Here is a 17041-nt window from a genome sequence, read left to right as displayed (position 1 = left end):
ATGGCAAACCAACTCAAGGCCGGCCAGACCGACAACATGGCGGACAGCCTCGCGCAGTACATCGACACCGCGATGCACAACGAGTGGAAGCTGACCAAGGGCGAGGAGCTGCCCGACAAGGAGGGCGCAGAGGACCGGCAGATCCTGTTCGCGGCCATCGCGCAGGGCGTGCTGAAGTTCCTCGAAGACCACCGGGTCGACCTGATCACCACCGACGACAGTGGCGACTCGGGCATGACGACGCACCACCACGCGATGGCCTTCACGGTCGGCACCTACCGGCCCGACCTGCCATGAACCGGCAACCGCACGGCCGCCACCTCGCGTTCCCGTTCCACATCGGACCGGACGGGCGCACGGCCACGCCGATCAACCTGCCCGAGCACGTGCGCGGCGAACTGATCCAGCTGCTGCTCACCGCGCCCGGCGAGCGGCCCTTCCTGCCGGGCTTCGGCGCCGGGCTGCGGCGGATGGTGTTCCACCAGAACGACGACGCGACCGCCGGCATCACGAAGGCGCTGCTCAGCCGCAACCTGTCGCGCTGGCTCGGGCAGCGCGTCAGCGTGCAGGCGCTGGACGTCAGCGCGATCGACGCGACGCTGAACGTCGACCTGCGCTACCTCGTGATCGCCACCGGCGAGGTGAAGCAGGTGCGCTTCCAGCGCCAGGGAGCCTTGTGATGGCCGTGCTGCACGACGACGAACGCCTCGAGGACCGCGCCCGCGACCTCGACACCCAGGGCCTGAACGGCTTCCGGCTCGCCTACGTCACGCTGGAGGCGGTGGCCAAGCCCACGTTCGCGTGGCTGGACCTGGAGTTCTGGAACGACGGCGCACTGGCGCCGCTGCCGCCGAAGGCCGCGTTCCGGGTGCGCGGTGCCGAGCGGGCGCGTGGCGGCAACCCGGCGCGCGCGGTCGAAGTCACCGAGGTGCAGGCCGGCGCGAACGCCAGCACGCTGCGCCTGAAGATCGCGCCGGTCGGCGACTACTCGACCTACCTGTTGTCGACGACCGCCGACGGCCTGGCCGCGCCCGGCAATGCGCTGCCGCTGGCGATGGACCCGCTGCTGAATGCGCTGCCGTTCAAGTTCCGCCCCGGCTGCTTCAACCTCGGCTGCACGCCGCGCAGCAGCTTCAAGCCGCCGCCCGACGAGCCGGCGATCGACTACCTGGCGCGCGACTACGACTCCTTCCGCCATGTGCTGATCGCCGCGATGATGCGACGCGTGCCGGGCTGGCAGGTCACCAGCGAGGCCGACCTCGACCAGGTGCTGATCGACCTGATCGCCGCCGATGCCGACGAGCAGGCCGACTACCACGACCGGGTGCTGGCCGAGCGCTCGATCGCGAGCGCGCGCAAGCGGGTCTCGTTGGCCCGCCACGCGCGGCTGATGGACTACCACGTGCACCAGGGCAACCAGGCCGGCACCTGGCTCGCGCTGGAGGTGGCCGGCACGCCCGACCTGCCAGCGGGGCCCAACGACGAGTTCGGCGCGTGGACCGGGCACGAATGGGCCGCGCCCGATGCGGTGGTCTTCGCGATGCCGCGCGACGGCGTGCGCTGGCGCCGCCGCTGCTTCGCGCTGCTGAACCGGCTGCGGCTGTACACCTGGGGCGACACCACCCGCGCGCTCGCCGCCGGCAGCACCGAGGCCGACCTGACCGGCCCCGCGCCGCTGACGCAGGCCGGCGCCGAGGCGCTGCGCGACCTGTTCCTCGGCACCCACGCGAGCCAGGCGGTGGCCGCGGCCGACGTCGAGGTGCACGTCGACCAGCTGCTGGTGCAGGAGGTGCTGAACCCTGAGACCGGCCTGCCGAACGGCGCGCGCGCCGACCAGCGCCAGCTGCTGCGCCTGCTGCCGCTGGGGGGCTCGCTGCCGCGCGCCGAGGCGCTGCGCGATCCTTATACCGGCGAGTGGCTGGTGCGGGTGCGCTGGCGCGACGACGACGCGCTGCGCCGCAATGTCTGCTTCACCTGCGACTGCAACGAAGTGCCGGTGCACGACGTGAGCGTGTTCCACGCCAACCTGGTCCGGGTGACGCAGGGCCGCCCGCGCATCACCACCTTCCGTGCGCCGGGCGCGCCGCTGGGCCCGCTCGACGAGCATGCGCTGGTCGTGAGCGACGAGGCCGCGTACGAGGTGGTGCTGCGCCCGCGCGGCAGCGAACTCGTGCGGCGCGGCGTGCTGTGCCCGCTGCCGGCGGCGCCGCTGGCCTGGCGCGACACGCCGCCCGGCGGCGAGGTGCCGACGCGCAGCACGGCGCAAGTGCGGGTGCAGGGCAGCGCGGCGTTCTGGCAGGAGCAGTCGGACCTGATCGAGAGCGAGGGCGACGACGAGCACTTCATCGTCGAGACCGACGAACTGGGCGGCAGCTCGCTGCGCTTCGGCGACGGCGCCAACGGCGCGGCGCTGGCCGAGGGCGCGGCGGTGGTCTGCCGCTGGCGCGTCGGCCAGGGGCGTTCAGGCAACGTCGGTGCCGACCGCCTCACCGGCTTCCGCGACCCGGGCGGCGCGGTGCTGCGGGTCTGGAACCCGCTCGATGTCGACAACGGGCGGGACCCTGAACCCGCCACGGAGATCGTGCGGCGCGTGCCCGAGGCCTACCGGCAGCGCCAGTTGCGCGCGGTGACGCTGGCCGACTACGCGAAGCGCGCCGAAGAGCTGCCCGGCGTGGCCCATGCCCGCGCGCGCTATGCCTGGACCGGAAGCTGGCGCTGCGTGCGCGTGGTGATCGACCCTGCGGGCAGCACGGTGCTGGGGGAGCCGCTGCGCGCGGCGATCGCCGAGCACCTGGAGGCGGTGCGGCTGATCGGCGAAGACCTCGAGGTGCGGCCGGCCACGTATGTGCCGCTGGACATCACGCTGACGCTGTGCGCGCAGCCGGCCTACTGGCCCGAAGACCTGCGCGCCGAGCTGGAACAGGCCTTCGGCGACGGCTGGACGGCGCGCGGCGAGCGCGGCTTCTTCAACCCCGATGCGTGGACCTTCGGCCAGCCGCTGTACGCGAGCCAGCTGATCGGCCGCGCGCTCGCGGTCACCGGCATCGGCCGGGTGCTGCGGCTGGGCATGCGGCGCTGGAACCCCGGCAGCGGCGGCGGGCTGACCGTGATCGACATCGACCCGGCTGCTCTGCCGACCGCCTATGCCGACAAGCTGGCGATGGGCCCGTTCGAGATCCTGGTCGTCGCGAACGACCCGGACCACCTGGAGACGGGGCGCATCCGCTTCGAGATCACCGGAGGCCGGCGATGAGCAATTGCGACAACGACTGCAAGCGGCCCGTCGAGTTTCCGAAGCTGATCGGCAACCGGCCCGGGCTGTCGACGATCGACTACCGCATCGGCAGCTATGCCGACCTGCGCGAGCACATGCTGGGCTGCATCGACGCCGCGCCCGCGCTGGCCGACTGGACGCACCGCGGCACCGACGACCCGGGCATCGCGCTGGTCGAGGCGGCGGCCGAGGTCGGCGACATCCTCAGCTTCTACCAGGACCTGTACGCCAACGAGGCGTACCTCGGCACCGCGAAGTGGCGCGAGAGCGTGGCGCCGTTGGTGCGGCTGCTGGGCTACCGGCTCGCGCCGGGGCTGGGCGGGCGCGGGCGCTTCGCGTTCACCGTGAAGGGCGAGCGGCCGGTGCTGCTGCCGGCGGGGCTGGGCGTCAAGGCGCAGCTAGCCGGGACCGACCCGCCGGCGGTGTTCGAGACCGCGCGCGAGCTGCTCGCGTGGCCGGCGCTGTCGGCTTTCCGGCTGTACCGGCCGCGGCGTGCGCCGGAGATCCGCTACGGGGCGACGGTGTTCACGCTGGTGCTCGATGCGAACGCGGCGCCGACGCTGAAAGCCGGCGACCGGTTGATGGTCGGCGTGGCGCGCGATGGCGGCCAGTCCTTCGACCACTTGCAGGTGCTGGTGGTCGACAAGGTCGAGCAGGCCTTCGGCGACACGGTGCTGACGATGAAGGGCGCGCTGACGAGCCTGAAGAAGCCGGTGTTCAGCCTGGCGGTGTCGGCGTTCTTCAGTGCGCCGGCGCTGTCCTTGGCGTCATCGGTCTCCACTGCCTTCTCGTTCGCGCCCGCGACGAGCCTGTTCACCAGCAGCTTCACGACCCTGCAGCTGTTCACGCCCAGCATCGACTTCCTCTCGTTCGCGCTGCTCGGTGCCGGTCTCGGTGTGCCGACCCTCGCGTCGACGCCGCGCCTGCAGGCCTGGAAACTCGGCGGCACGCACCGCCACTTCGGGCACAGCGCGCCGGCCACGCAGGTCGTGGTGGATGCCAAGGGTCGTGCGAGCACCAAGGACATGAGCTATGTGCGGCGCCTGGACGGCAGCACCTATGCGCCGGCCGTGCCGGCGCTGACGGCGGCCCAGTTGCCGCTGGATGGCGAGGTGCGCAGCCTGGTGGCCGGCACGCGCGTGCTGGTCGAGGCGAACCTCAGCGCGCTGAGCAGCGGCGGGTCGGGCCGCAAGCGGCTGCTGGCGCGTCGCGTCGCGCAGCTCGATCGCCAATCCCTTGCCTGGGGCCCGCTGAGCGGCGCCAGCACCGTGCTGAGCCTGGACGAGAACCTCTCCCTCAGCGAAGGCGCCAGCACACTGGCCTATGCCGACATCCGCGGCATCAGCATCCACGAGGTGCAGGGCGAGCCGTTCCAGCTGCGCGCGCAGTTCGTGCCGACCGCGGCGACGCGTGGCACCGAGCTGCATTTCCACGGCACGGCCGAGCAGGCCGCGACGCTCGCGAAGCGCGCGCTGCTGTTCGCCGGGCCGGGCGCGCAGCGGCTGGCGGCCAACGCGCTGTCGGTCGAGAGCGGCGGCGTCGATGCCGACCAGCCGCAGTTCCACCGCGTGCTGCTCGATGCGGAGGTCGACTACGCCGAGTTCGGCCACGTCGATCCGCCGGTCACCGTGCATGGCAACCTGGTCGACGCGACGCAAGGCAAGACCGAGGCGCAGGCGACGCTGGGCGACGGCGATGCGCGCGCGGTGTTCCAGACCTTCGCGCTGCCGAAGGCGCCGCTGACGTACCTGCTCGACCCGACGCTCGCGCCGCCGCAGGTGCCGCAGCTGCAGGTGTGGGTCGACGGCGTCGCGTGGACTGCCGTCGACAGCCTGTTCGGGCGGGGGCCTGGCGACCGGGTGTACATCGTGCGTGAGGATGACGCCGGCAAGAGCTGGGTGCAGTTCGGCGACGGCAAGAGCGGCGCGCGGCTGCGCTCGGGGCGCGGCAACGTGGTGGCAGTGTGGCGAAGTGGCAGCGGCGCCCACGGCCCGCTGAAGGCCGATGCCAAGCCGGCCATCGACAAGAAGCTGCCCGGCCTGGACGCCGCGCTGCTGCTGGAGCCGATCACCGGCGGTGCCGCGCCCGAGAGCGCCGACGGTGCCCGCATCGCCGCCCCCGGCACGATGCAGAGCCTGGGCCGCATCGTCAGCCTGGCCGACCACGAGGCCGAGGCGCTGGCGATCCCCGGCGTGCTGAAGGCGCGCGCCGCGTGGACGCTGGTCGACGGCTCGCCGCTGGTGCGCGTGACGCTGCTGACCGCGAGTGCCGCCGCGGCCGATGCCGCCGCCGCCGCCGATGCGCTGCGCGCGGCGGTGCGGGCGCGCGGCGCCGCGCGCTGCCCGCTGCTGGTGGTGCAGGGCGCGCGCACGCCGGTCGCGCTGCGGCTGGTGGTCGGCATCGACCCGCTGCGCCGCGCCGACGACCTGCGCCCGCTGATCCTCGAAGCGCTGGGCGCGAGCGGCGATGAAGGCATCGACGACTCGCGCGGCCTCTTCAGCTGGCAGCGCCGTCGCTTCGGCGAAGGCGTGCACGGCTCGCAGGTGGTCGCCGCGGTACAGCAGGTGACGGGCGTGGCCTGGGTGCGGCTGGTGTGGTTGTCGAGCGGCTTCGGCCTGGCACTCGCGAACGTGCCGGCGACCCAGCGCTCGCTCACTTGTGCCGGCGACCGCGTGCTGGCGCTGGACAGCACATCGCTGCAACTGCAGCTCGCGGCCGACAAGGAAGGGGTGACACCATGAGCTCACCGCGCCTGCCGCTGTTCGAGCGGCTGCCCGAGGTCTACCGGATGCGCGACACCGAGCAGTCGCCGCCGGGACAGCTGGCCGCCTTTCTCGGGGCGCTCGAGGAGACCTTCGCCGCGCTGCATGCGCGCACCGATGCGCAGTACCACGACCTGTTCATCGAGCACTGCGACGACTGGGTGGTGGCCTACCTCGTCGACCTGCTCGGCACCTCGCGGCTGGCCGGCGACCCGTGGACGCTGCGCGCCGACGTCGCGCGCACCGTGTTCCACCGCCGCCGCAAGGGCACGCTGGGCGCGGTCGAGTCGCAGGTGTTCACGCTGTCCGGCTGGGCCGCGCATGCGGTCGAGATGCGCGAACGCCTGGCCTGGAACCAGCACCTGAACCACCAGCGGCCCGATGCCGGCGGCACGCCGCCGCTGCGGCTGCGCCTGGACATCGCGTCGGCGGTGCGCGGCGGCACCGCCACGCTGCGCGACCCGGCGCTGCTGTCGCTGGTGGGCGGGGCCTTCGACCCGTTCGCCCGTGTCGTCGACGTGAAGCCGCCGACCGCCGGCCTGTCGGGCTGGAACCTGCCGAACCTCGCGGTGATGCTGTGGCGGCTGGAGGACTTCCAGGTGCCGCTGTCGCGCCCGCGTTTCCGCCAGATCGCCACGGTGCCGGCCGCACCGTTGTTCCCCGACACCGCGGCGCTCGCGGTGCGCTTCGACGTGCAGGCCCAGGGCGAACCGTGGCCGCTGTTCAACACCCACCGCTTCGAGCCCGACCGCGACCCGCCGCGCCTGGGCACCGAGGACGAGGTGCCCGGCCCGATGCCGCGCGCCCGCCTGACCGAGGGCACGCCCGCCGGCCGGCCCGAGGCCTATGTCGAGCTGCGCACCTATGCCGTGGCGCAGGACGCGCGCCCCGGCCACGGCGCGGTCGGCCTGGTGCTGCACCTGCCGCAAGTGCCGTTCGTCGGCCGGGCCTGGCGCCTGCGCGGCGCGAACCTGTGCGCGTGGGAGACCGGCCTCGCACCGCCGCTGCGCGAGTGGGAGGTGGCGATCGACCCCGAGCGCGGCCGCCTGGTGTTCGGCACGCCCGATGCCGACCCGACGCTGCAGGCCGAGCCGCTGCGAGACGGCTTGCTGGTCTCGGCCACCTACGGCCTGGCCGGGCCGACCGGTGCGCACCCGGCACCGGCGCTGCGCACGCCCTTGCCGACGACCTGGCCGGACGAGCAGGCCTACGACCTGCTGCGCATCGACTGGTTCACCGACCCGCTCGCGCTGCAGCATGCGCTCGACAACCTGCCGACGCGGCTGCGCCCGCTGGTGATCGAGATCAACGACAGCCAGACGCACCGGCTCGATCTCACGGCCGTCGCGGCGATCGGCAACGACGCCGGCGTGCGGTCGCTGCGGCTGGCGCATGCGCTGTGGATCCGCAGCGCGCAGGGCGAGCGGCCGGTGATCCGGCTGGTGCAACCCTTGCGCGCGCGGCCGACGCAGGTCGGTGGCGCCGGCGCGCCCGAGATCGGCCAGCTTGCGCTGGTGCTCGAAGGCCTGTACCTGACGCCCGACGCCGCGTTCGCGGACGGCGATGCGCTGGTGATGCAGGCGGCGCTCGGCGGCCTGCGCATCGCCGGCTGCACGCTCGATCCGGGTGGCGGGCTGGTGCTCGACGGCAGCGTCAACGGCAAGCGCGCCAACCCGCGCACCGCGTTGCGCCTGACAGGGGACTTCGGGCTCGGCGCGGCCGAAGCCGATGCCTTCGACCAGGTGCCCGAGATCGGCATCGAGCGCAGCATCACCGGCGCGCTGGCGGTCGACACCGGCTACCGGCTGACGCTCACCGACAGCATCGTCGACGCCGGCAGCGGCATCGTCGCGACGACCCCGGCGCTCGCGATCGGCGCCGCCAGCGGCGACCCGGAGCTGGCCTGGGGGCCCGACCTGACGCTGCACGGCCTGACCTGCTTCGGCCGCACGCGGGTGCAGACGGCGCACGGCGAAGGCGGCCTGTTCGTGCACCGGCTGGAGGTGCACGACAACCAGGACAGCCACACCGTCGACGCGACACCCGGGCTGGTCGGCAGCTGCCTGAAGTTCTGCTGGTTCCGCGGCGACCACGACCGGTTGCCGCAGCACGTCGGCTGCGTGTTCGCCGCCGACGCGCGGCTGCGCTTCACCGCCGAGTGGCATGGCCGCCCGGGCTATGCGCAGCTGCGGCTCGACTGCGACCGCCGCGTGCTCGAAGACGGCCCGGCGAGCGACGAGATGGGCGCCTTCGGCTACCGGCTCAACACGCACAAGTGGAAAAACATCGGCATCCGGCTGCGCGAGTTCATGCCGGTCGGCGTGCGGCCGGTGCTCATTCCGATCACCTGAAGTTCACCTGAGGAATTCACCATGAAGGGCGACTTCTCTTTCCTTCCAACCGATCCGCCTCCGCACTACAGCGGCGTGCTGCACCAGCAAGGCCGCGTGCTGCTGGACCGCGACTGGAACGAGGCCGCGGCCATCGCGGCGACCTGGCGCAGTGCGGTCGGGCGCGACACCTTCGGCGCCGGCGTGCTGGCGGTGCCGGTCTCGGGCACCGCGGCCTTCAAGGTGCTGGACGCCAGCACCGATGGCGCGGTGGTCAAGGTCCGGCTCGACGCCGGCCGCGCCTGGGCCGACGGCCTGTCGCTGACGCTGGACAAGCCGGCCAGCTTCCTCGCGAGCTACTTCGCGCCGCCGTTCCAGTCGCCCACCGCCACTGCCAAGACCATCGCCGACGGCGTGCGCGACCTGGTGGTGCTGGAGGCCTGGGAAGACACGCTCAGCGGCTTCCAGGATCCGCTGCACCTGATCGAGCCAGCCCTCGGCGGGCCCGACACCACCGAGCGAACCCAGGCCTACATCAGCCTGAAGCTGCTGCGGCTGGGGCCGAACGAGGACTGCAGCGCGGCGGCCGGGCTGGCCGACGACCTGGGTTCTCGCGGCCGCTTGACGGTGTCGCCGGCACCGGTGCTGAACATCACCGGCGACTGCCCGCTGGAGGCCGGTGGCGGCTACACCGGCCTCGAGCACTACCTGTACCGCATCGAGATCGCTGACCCCGACAGCACCGGACGAGCCCGCTTCAAGTGGTCGCAATGGAACGGCGGGCTGGTCGGGCGCGGCCTCTTCACCGCCGGTGCGCCGGGCACCGCGACGCTCGCGATCACCGCGAACGACCAGATGATCAACCACTGCGGCCTGCAGGATTTCTACCTGGAAGCGCTGGCGCCGGACGCCGCGCGCGGCGGCTGGAGCGTGCGGCTCAGCGCGGACGCGACGCTGTCGCAGGACGGCGTGCTGGCGCTGAGCAACGTGCAGGGCGTGTGGCCGGCGGTGGCCCCGTCCAGCGGCTTCTTCCGGCTGTGGAACGGCATCGAGCTGGTGCAGGACTTTCCGCCAGGCGGCGCCAACCCGGTGGAGCTGAAGGACGGCATCCGCGTCGAACTCGACGCCGCGAGCGCCGGCAACGCCAACTACCTGCCGGGCGACTACTGGACCTTTCCGGTGCGCGCCGCGGGCGCGGTGTTCGAGCCGGCGCCGTGGCCGGTGAAGGCGCCGCCGCAAGGCATCCTGCACCACCGCGTCGCGCTCGGCATCCTGAACTGGAGCGGGCCGCCGCCGGTCGACATCAGCTTCGCGAACGGCGAGATCGACGACTGCCGGCGCATCTTCCGGCCGCTGACCAACCAGAAGATCTGCTGCACCTTCAACGTCGGCGACGGGCGCAGCAGCCGCGGCGATTTCGATTCGATCGAAGAGGCGCTGCAGCACCTGCCGGCCAGCGGCGGCGAGATCTGCCTGCTGCCGGGGCTGCACACCACCAACGCGGTGATCGATGGCCGGAGCAACGTGCGCATCAAGGGCTGCGACACCAAGACCAAGGTGATCCCGCGCAAGGAAGGCGCGGCCCAGCCGATCTTCACGGTGCGCGATTCGCACAACGTGGTGCTGGAGCACATGGACCTGGTGACGCTGGGCGGCACCGCGATCGTCGTCGGCGCGAGCCAGCGCGGCGCGTGCAGCGAGATCGAGATCGCGCACAACCGCATCCTGGCCTGCACCAACGCGATCCGGGCGCGCCAGGTGCGCGGCATCCACATCCACGACAACCGCATCCGCATGCTCGACAAGCGCGGCAGCGACGTGGCGATCTACCTGGCCGGCGACGACGGGCTGATCGAGCGCAACGACATCCGGCTGGTGCCGGCGCCGGCGATGCCGCCACTCGACGTGCCGACCGAGCCGGACCCGCTGGACCCGAACGACCCGTGCGCGAAGTTGGAGATCGTCTACTTCAACCCGCGGCTGTTCGTGACTTACGTGAACGCGGTGTGGACGCTGCTGCTGCCGCCGTTGATCCTGCTGCTGCAGCCGTACCGGGCGCTCGGCGGCATCCAGCTGGGCGGCGGCAGCGAGCGCGTGACGGTGCTGGAGAACGCGGTGACCGGCGGGGCGGGCAATGGCGTCACGCTGGGCGGCACGCCGCCGGCGGCGCCGCCGCAAGAGGAGGCTCCGGTCTTCACGCTGCCGCGCGAGTCGATCGTGCGCGGGCTCGTGATCGGCCCCGACGGCAAGCCGATGGCCGGCGTGCAGGTGACGCTGACCAACCTGGGCGACGGCACGGTGATCACGCCGCAGCCCAGCGACGCGAAGGGCGAGTTCACGTTCGGCAGCGTGGCGGCGAAGTTCAGCGTCGGCGAGGGCGAGGCGGCGCTGTCGATCGACAAGCTCGATGTTCAGGACGACCCGAACCAGCGCTTCTTCCAGCTGACCGTCGTGCTGAAGGCCGACCAGACGCCGCTGCCGGAGGACTCGGGCTTTCTGTACGACATCGCGATCGAGCGCAACGCGATCGAGGCGATGGGCTTGTCGGGCATCGGCATCGCGACCGCCGCGGTGCAGCAGCCGGCCAGGCTGCTGAGCGTGCTGGCGGCGGCCGCCGAGAGCCTGGGCACACCGGTGGTCGGCCTCGCGATCCGCGGCAACCGCATCCGCGGCTGCCTGCTGAACCCGTTCGACAACGTGCTGCGCGCGCGGGCGGCGAAGCAGGGCCTCGGCGGCATCTCGCTCGGCCTGGTGCAGAACCTGGCCATCGTCGACAACGTCATCGAGCGCAACGGACCGAGCGGCGCCGATCCGGTGTGCGGCATCTTCGTGAACAAGGCCATCGAGGCGGAGGTGACGCACAACCGGATCGTCGACAACGGCCCGCTGACGTCCGACGCCACGTCGCGCGAACTGGTCGCAGGCCTGCGCGGGGGCATCTTCTTCAAGTGGGTCACCAACTTCGAGGTGCTGGGCCCGGCCGAGGGCGAGGGGCGCTTGACCTTCTCCCGACGGCCGGCCGCGCGCATCCACGAGAACGTGGTCGACCAACCTGTCGGGCAGGCGCTGTTCATGCTGGCCTTCGGGCCGGTGCTGTGCACCGACAACGCCTTCAGCAGCGACCTGTCGGGCCTGGGCGTCTACGAGCGCCTGGCCGGCACCGTCTACCTGTACGACCTGGGAGGCGTCACCGAATCGCCGGCCGGCATGAAGTTGCTGCGTTCCAGCAACGTGATCGACACCTCGGGCGTGGCGCTCGACCGCGCTGCGGCCGCCGCGCCGGCCGCGGCACCGGCGGGTGCCTCACGGGCCGCAGCGTTCGGCTCGTTCCATGCCGCACCGGTGCTGCTGGTGCCGCAGCGCGATGCCGCGGTGGCCGACCTCATCCCGCCCGGCAACGTGCTGTTCCACAGCAACGAGCTTCGCACCGGCGCCCGCAATACCAGCGCGGTCTGCCATTGGGTGACGGCGGAGGACGACCTGAGCTGGCAGCAGAACCAGAGCTTCTGCCTGCACACCAACCATCTGTTGGCCAATGCGATGCTCACCGGCAACGCCGCGCTGGTGATCGGCAACCGCCTGAGCGAGCGCGGCCAGGAGACCCAAGCCTCGCTGATGACGCTGGGCATACGGCTGAACAACACCAGCTTCAACCAGGGCGACCACTGCATCATTGCCAACACCTCCAGCCCGGCTGTGGCCGAGGTGCAGTATGGCAACCAGGTGCTGAACCCGGGGCCGCAGTGCCAGAGTCGCAGCCTGGTCACGGCCCTTCTTTTCAAGCCACAGGGGTGAACCATGCCGCTGATCATCAACCGCGGGAACGCGAGCTTCAAGAGCGATGTCGAGAACCTGTTCGAGGCGGGCCAGGAGCGGCGCAGCGAGGCACTGGCGCTGACGCGCGAGATGATGCTGTCCGCACGCGTGCTCGTGCTGGCCGAGGCGCACCGGCTGGAGGCGGGTGATGCCGGCCAGCTCGACCCGCGCGCGGCCCGCCTGCGCGCGGCCGGCGACCTGATGGTGCGGCGCAGCGCGGCGCTGGAGGTCGAGCAGCAGATCGCCGCGATCCGCACGCCGCCAGTCACCAAGACCGAGACGCTGCTGCAGGGCCGCGTCACCGACGAGTCGGCGAAGGCGGCCGGCCGCGTGACGGTGACGCTGATCGACGAGAAGGGCACGCCGGTGGCCGGGATCGAGCCGGTGGAGGCCGACGACGCGGGCTACTACGCCTTCGTGCTGCAGCCGCAGCAGGTCGAGGCGATCGGCGCGACCCGCCAGCTCACGCTGCTGGTCGGCACGCAAGGCGGCAAGCTGGTGCCGGCGGCGGCCACGCCGTTCACGCTGGCGAGCGGCAAGATCCGCGTGGGCGAGACGCGGCTGCAGACGGCGGAGCTGGAGAAGCTGCAGTTGCGGATGGTGGCGAAGTCGGTGATGCGGGTCGGGAAGACGGCTGCTGCGAAGACGGCCGCGAAGAAGCCGGCCGCGAAGAACGTGGCGGCCAAGAAGGCGGCACCGAAGCCGAAGCGCTGATCGCGGCGACCCCCGAGGCACCGGCATGAAACCGCTGCATGGCACCGACACCGCCGCCCGAGCGTCGGTCACTCCGGTCGCCCCGCCCACGCCGCTGCGCAGCAGCCAACCGGCGCCCGGCCCGTTGGCCGCGCCTGCGGCGACGGCGTGCAGCTGCGGTGGCAATTGCCCGCGCTGCGCGGCGATGCCGGCGCTCGGCGCGTCGGCTCCGATGATCGCCCGCGCGCCCGCGGTGGCGGCTCTGACCGAGCGCGACTACCGCGATTTCGTGCAGGCCACCATCGGGCAGCTGAACGCGGCGGCCAGCTTCTATGCCGATCCGCTGGTGCAGGTGAACGCGGCGCGCTTCGACACGCTGATCAACGCCTGGTACGCGATGGTGACCGACCGCGACAAGATGATCACCGACCACCTGGGCGGCGACGTGCTGCTGCGGCGCAATCTGCAGGCCGCCTACATCGCCGCGCTGCGTGCGCTGATGCCGAAGGCCGCGACCGTGCTGGGGCAGACCGAGGACGCGCTGTACCGCATCAACAACGGCCGCATCCCGCCGTGGGCGTGGCAGGTGCCGCACCGCCAGGAGGCGGGTTTCTCGACGCCGCTGGCCGACGGCCAGGCGGTCGACCCGCTCGGCGGCAACGTGGCGTTCGCGAGCAACGGGGTCTCGGTGACGCTGCTGCCCGACGGCGTGGCGGTGACGAACCCGGCCAACCCGACAGCGGCCGGCACGCGGCTGCTGTTCCCCATCAGCGTGCCGTTCACGACGACGATCGCCAACGGTGTCGCCCGCATCGCGAGCTTCACGCCGCCGGCCGCGGTGGCGACCTTGCAGACGCTCTACCCGCCCGGCGTGTCGGCCGGCGGAAGCTCGGGCTACGGGCGCGGCACGACGCGCGAGGACCAGGCGGGCGGCAAGGTCGACCCGCGCAGCACCAGGCTGCGCTTCCACGAGGGCCAGCACGGGCTGGACTTCCAGGCCTTCATCGCCGCGAACGCACTCCCGGCCTTCACCGGCGCCACCGGCCAGACCGAGCAGCAGTTCCGCGATGCCGTCGAGGCGTACAAGCGGGCGATCAGGGCCTACGTCGATCGCGCGACGAAGGCCTCGTCGCGCGTGACGCACTGCGTCGGCACGACGATCGACCAGTACAACCAAGCACAGGCACCGGGCGCGACGATCACGCTCGAGTGCACGCCCTGAGCGAGGCCGGCCATGACTGCACAGACCGCCGCTGCTGCCAAACCCGCCGCCGCGCAACGCGCCACACCGGCCGCGGCGCAGGCGCGCGGCGAGCCACTCGCGATGCCGATGCAGGGCGCCGCGCAGGGGCTTCGGGCCGGCTGCGCCTGCGGCGGCGGCTGCCCGCGCTGCAGCAGCGCCGCGCTGCAGCGCAAGCCGCGCATCAGCGTGCCGGGCGACCGCTTCGAGCGCGAAGCCGACGATGTGGCCGATCGCGTGATGGGCATGACGCAGCCGCCGCGCGCCGACATCTCGCCGGTTGCCGTGCAGCGCAAATGCAAGTCGTGCAACGAAGAGAGCGGAAAGGTCCAACGTGAAGCCGTGCCCGGCGACCCAGGCATGCTGGACGCGGACGCAGCAACGCAGGCGGCGCAAGGCGACGGAGTCCCGCTCGGCGCAGAGTCGCGGTCCTGGTTCGAGCCACGCTTCGGCCGTGACCTGGGTCACGTGCGCGTGCACAGCGGCCCGGCGGCGGCGCTGGGCGCTCAGGCGGTGCAGGCACGTGCCTACACCCTGGGCCGCGACATCGTCTTTGCAGCTGGCGAGTACGCGCCGCACACGGCGAGCGGTCGCAGGCTGCTGGCGCACGAGCTCGTGCATGTGATGCAGCAGCAGGCGGCAGATGCACCGGCCGGGATTCATCGGCAAGCGGCTGGCGACCAGCCGACGCAAGGCGGCGACGTGGCGCCGCAGGGGCAGGCCCCCCAGTCTGCGTCAGCGCAGGCGGCTGCACAGGGCACGCAAGCCGTGCCGCCGCAGAGGCCCCAGCGACAGTGGGGTCCGCACATCCCGTACATCTGGTTCGATCTGCACGACGCGTTTCGTGCCTTCACTGCGCCTCAGGGGCCCTACCTTTACTCGTCGTTCAAGTATTTCGACCGGGCGGTGAATCCCAACTTCGAGAACAACCTCAATCCCGGGCCGGCACGTGATGTGGGGACCCGGCTTCCCAGTGGGTGGCCTGCGAACCGGAGCGATGTCCTGTGGTTCTTCTACACGAAGTTTTTCGTCGACGCGGCCGACGCGCAGTTGCCACCGCAATACACACGCTTCGAAACGAGCGCCGACATCCGCTTCGTGCCCAGCGCCGGAGGCACCGGGTTCTCGTACCAGTTCACGGACAACAGTCCTGGCTACATCTCGCCGGGCACGCTGTCGTTCCCGATGGCGTTGAGCACCCAGCCGTATGGGTTCCGCGCGCAGGACGTGATCACGGCGCCCGGGACGCTGCAATGGGACGCGCGACTGCTCGTGGCCTACGCCGACGATCGAATCCCGCTCGCCATCGACTTCATACCGCTGCCCGGCATGTCCGACAGGGCGGCCCTGGACGCCGAGCTTGCGATTCGAGGAGTCCGGTGGCGCGACCCGCTGCCGGGTGAAGCGGCGAGTCGCTTCCGCGTGAGCTACACGCCGCTGGGGCACGATCGGTTTGACATCCACATCGACGGGATCGGGGAGGACGGAGTTGTTGTTTCGTCGCGCATCTTGAACAACGCCACCCGGGCTGACCTCTTGCCTGTGGCAGCGCTCGTGATTGCAATCCACCTTGATGTGACGGGGTCCGGCGGGTCGTCCGCCGGCCGGCGGCACGTGGAGATTCGTGGATCGCAGCGCGTGCCGTTCGGCCTGCCCTCGGCGGAACAGGCGGCAGCGCCGGGTTCTCAAACCCCCTCGCAGCCATGACGCACGCACTGCTTGCCAAACCCGCCGCTCCCGCGCCGCGAACGGGCCTCCTGCCACCGCGGGTGTTCCCGCCTGTTTCTCGATCGACCAGGCCGTTGCCGGGCGCTTGTGCCTGTGGCGGCGGCTGCCCGCGGTGCGCCGGGGCTGCGGTGCAGCGCAAGCTGGCCATCGGCGCGTCGAGTGACGTCCATGAGCGACAAGCGGACGAGGCGGCCGACAAGGTGATGCGCATGGCTGAGCCGGCTTCCACCACCTCGGCGGCGCCTGCACCCGCGGCAGCAGACGGCCATCGGGTCGGGCCCGGAATGCCGCAGGCTCCTGCGATCGTCCAGGACGTCTTGCAGGCACCCGGACAGCCGCTGGATGCGTCGGATCAACGTTTTTTTGCCAGGCGCTTCGGCCACGATTTTTCGGCAGTGCGTATTCATGCCGACAAGCGGGCCGCCGTCTCCGCACGTTCGGTGAGCGCCGAAGCCTACGCAGTCGGATCACAAATCGTCTTCGCCGAGGGCAGGTACGCGCCTGGCACGCAAGCAGGCCGCCGGTTGCTCGCCCATGAGCTTGCACACGTGGTTCAGCAAGCCAGCATGGTTGAGCCACGCATGCAGCGCAAGCTCGACAAGATCACGCAGGCGGGCTGCAAGTTCACGTTCGAGCTCGGCATCGGAATCTACGGGCCTCGGGCCAATGCGGCGCTTGCGGCATCGTGGCAGAGCATCATCAATTCCCACTGGAGCACGGACATCGTCTGCGCTTCAAATCAGAACCGCTGCCCAGTGACCATGAAGGCAACAGTGAGCGCATATCCGTCAAAGAACTGGTCTTACGAAATCTCGGAAAGCAATGCAGTCTATGTGGAGGATGCCGGGTATCGCGACATCTCCGCGCCCCTGTACAAGCATTGGGCCAAGGATGCCGACGACTTGACCGTCACCCATGAAACCGGCCATCTGATGGGATTGTTCGACCTGTACATCGGCAAGTACTCTCTACCGGGCTTCGAGAACGACATCATGGCGAACTACTACAGTGATCCTGGTCCGACTCAGTACAGCGGCGCTCTCGCCTCCATCTTGTTCAACAACAAGAAGGGATGCGGGTGCTGCTTCGGTGCACAAACGCCGAAGTCTGCTGCCGCCGATGCGGCTTCCGACGATTCGGGGTCGAGCAATGGCCAGACATCGCCAACGGACGATTCGAGCGAATACGCTTGAATCGA

10 protein-coding genes are annotated in these 17041 nt (G+C 71.3%); all 10 read left to right on the top strand.

The features are described 5' to 3' along the window. Genes BUE42_RS16210 through BUE42_RS16165 form a run of 10 tightly spaced genes read left to right on the top strand, consistent with a single transcriptional unit; the run spans position 1 to position 17036 of the window. The gene (locus tag BUE42_RS16210) at positions 1–297 is read left to right on the top strand and encodes a hypothetical protein (RefSeq protein WP_073466142.1); all 297 of its coding nucleotides are present in this window, start codon (positions 1–3) and stop codon (positions 295–297) included. Further along, positions 294–680 carry a GPW/gp25 family protein gene (locus BUE42_RS16205; RefSeq protein ID WP_073466141.1) on the top strand — a complete coding sequence of 129 codons (387 nt, stop codon included), beginning with the start codon at positions 294–296 and terminating at the stop codon, positions 678–680. Before BUE42_RS16210 ends, BUE42_RS16205 begins: the two co-directional genes overlap by 4 nt. Next, positions 680–3253 (top strand): baseplate J/gp47 family protein, encoded by a 2574-nt coding sequence (locus BUE42_RS16200; RefSeq protein ID WP_073466140.1) that lies wholly within the window; start codon positions 680–682, stop codon positions 3251–3253. The genes BUE42_RS16205 and BUE42_RS16200 overlap by 1 nt, the downstream gene beginning before the upstream one ends. Further along, complete coding sequence (locus tag BUE42_RS16195; RefSeq protein ID WP_073466139.1) at positions 3250–6015, top strand: baseplate J/gp47 family protein; 2766 nt, start codon at positions 3250–3252, stop codon at positions 6013–6015. Before BUE42_RS16200 ends, BUE42_RS16195 begins: the two co-directional genes overlap by 4 nt. Further along, a complete protein-coding gene (locus BUE42_RS16190) occupies positions 6012–8387 on the top strand; it encodes a hypothetical protein (RefSeq protein WP_073466138.1) in 2376 nt (791 codons plus the stop codon). Before BUE42_RS16195 ends, BUE42_RS16190 begins: the two co-directional genes overlap by 4 nt. A gap of 21 nt (positions 8388–8408) precedes the next feature. Next, complete coding sequence (locus tag BUE42_RS16185; protein ID WP_073466137.1) at positions 8409–12161, top strand: DUF6519 domain-containing protein; 3753 nt, start codon at positions 8409–8411, stop codon at positions 12159–12161. A 3-nt stretch (positions 12162–12164) separates the two neighbouring features. Continuing rightward, a complete protein-coding gene (locus BUE42_RS33780; RefSeq protein ID WP_073466136.1) occupies positions 12165–12896 on the top strand; it encodes a hypothetical protein in 732 nt (243 codons plus the stop codon). 25 nt (positions 12897–12921) lie between these two features. Beyond that, a complete protein-coding gene (locus BUE42_RS16175) occupies positions 12922–14097 on the top strand; it encodes a hypothetical protein (protein ID WP_073466135.1) in 1176 nt (391 codons plus the stop codon). Positions 14098–14109: 12 nt separating this feature from the next. Beyond that, positions 14110–15822 (top strand): eCIS core domain-containing protein, encoded by a 1713-nt coding sequence (locus tag BUE42_RS16170; protein ID WP_073466134.1) that lies wholly within the window; start codon positions 14110–14112, stop codon positions 15820–15822. Further along, positions 15819–17036, top strand: a complete 1218-nt coding sequence (locus tag BUE42_RS16165) for an eCIS core domain-containing protein (protein WP_083614192.1) — start codon at positions 15819–15821, stop codon at positions 17034–17036. The genes BUE42_RS16170 and BUE42_RS16165 overlap by 4 nt, the downstream gene beginning before the upstream one ends. Positions 17037–17041: the final 5 nt, after the last annotated feature.

The organism is Rhizobacter sp. OV335 (assembly GCF_900142965.1).
GTDB lineage: Bacteria > Pseudomonadota > Gammaproteobacteria > Burkholderiales > Burkholderiaceae_C > Rhizobacter.
The sequence above is the reverse complement of the archived record's forward strand: the minus strand, read 5'-3'. Positions and strand labels throughout refer to the sequence as shown.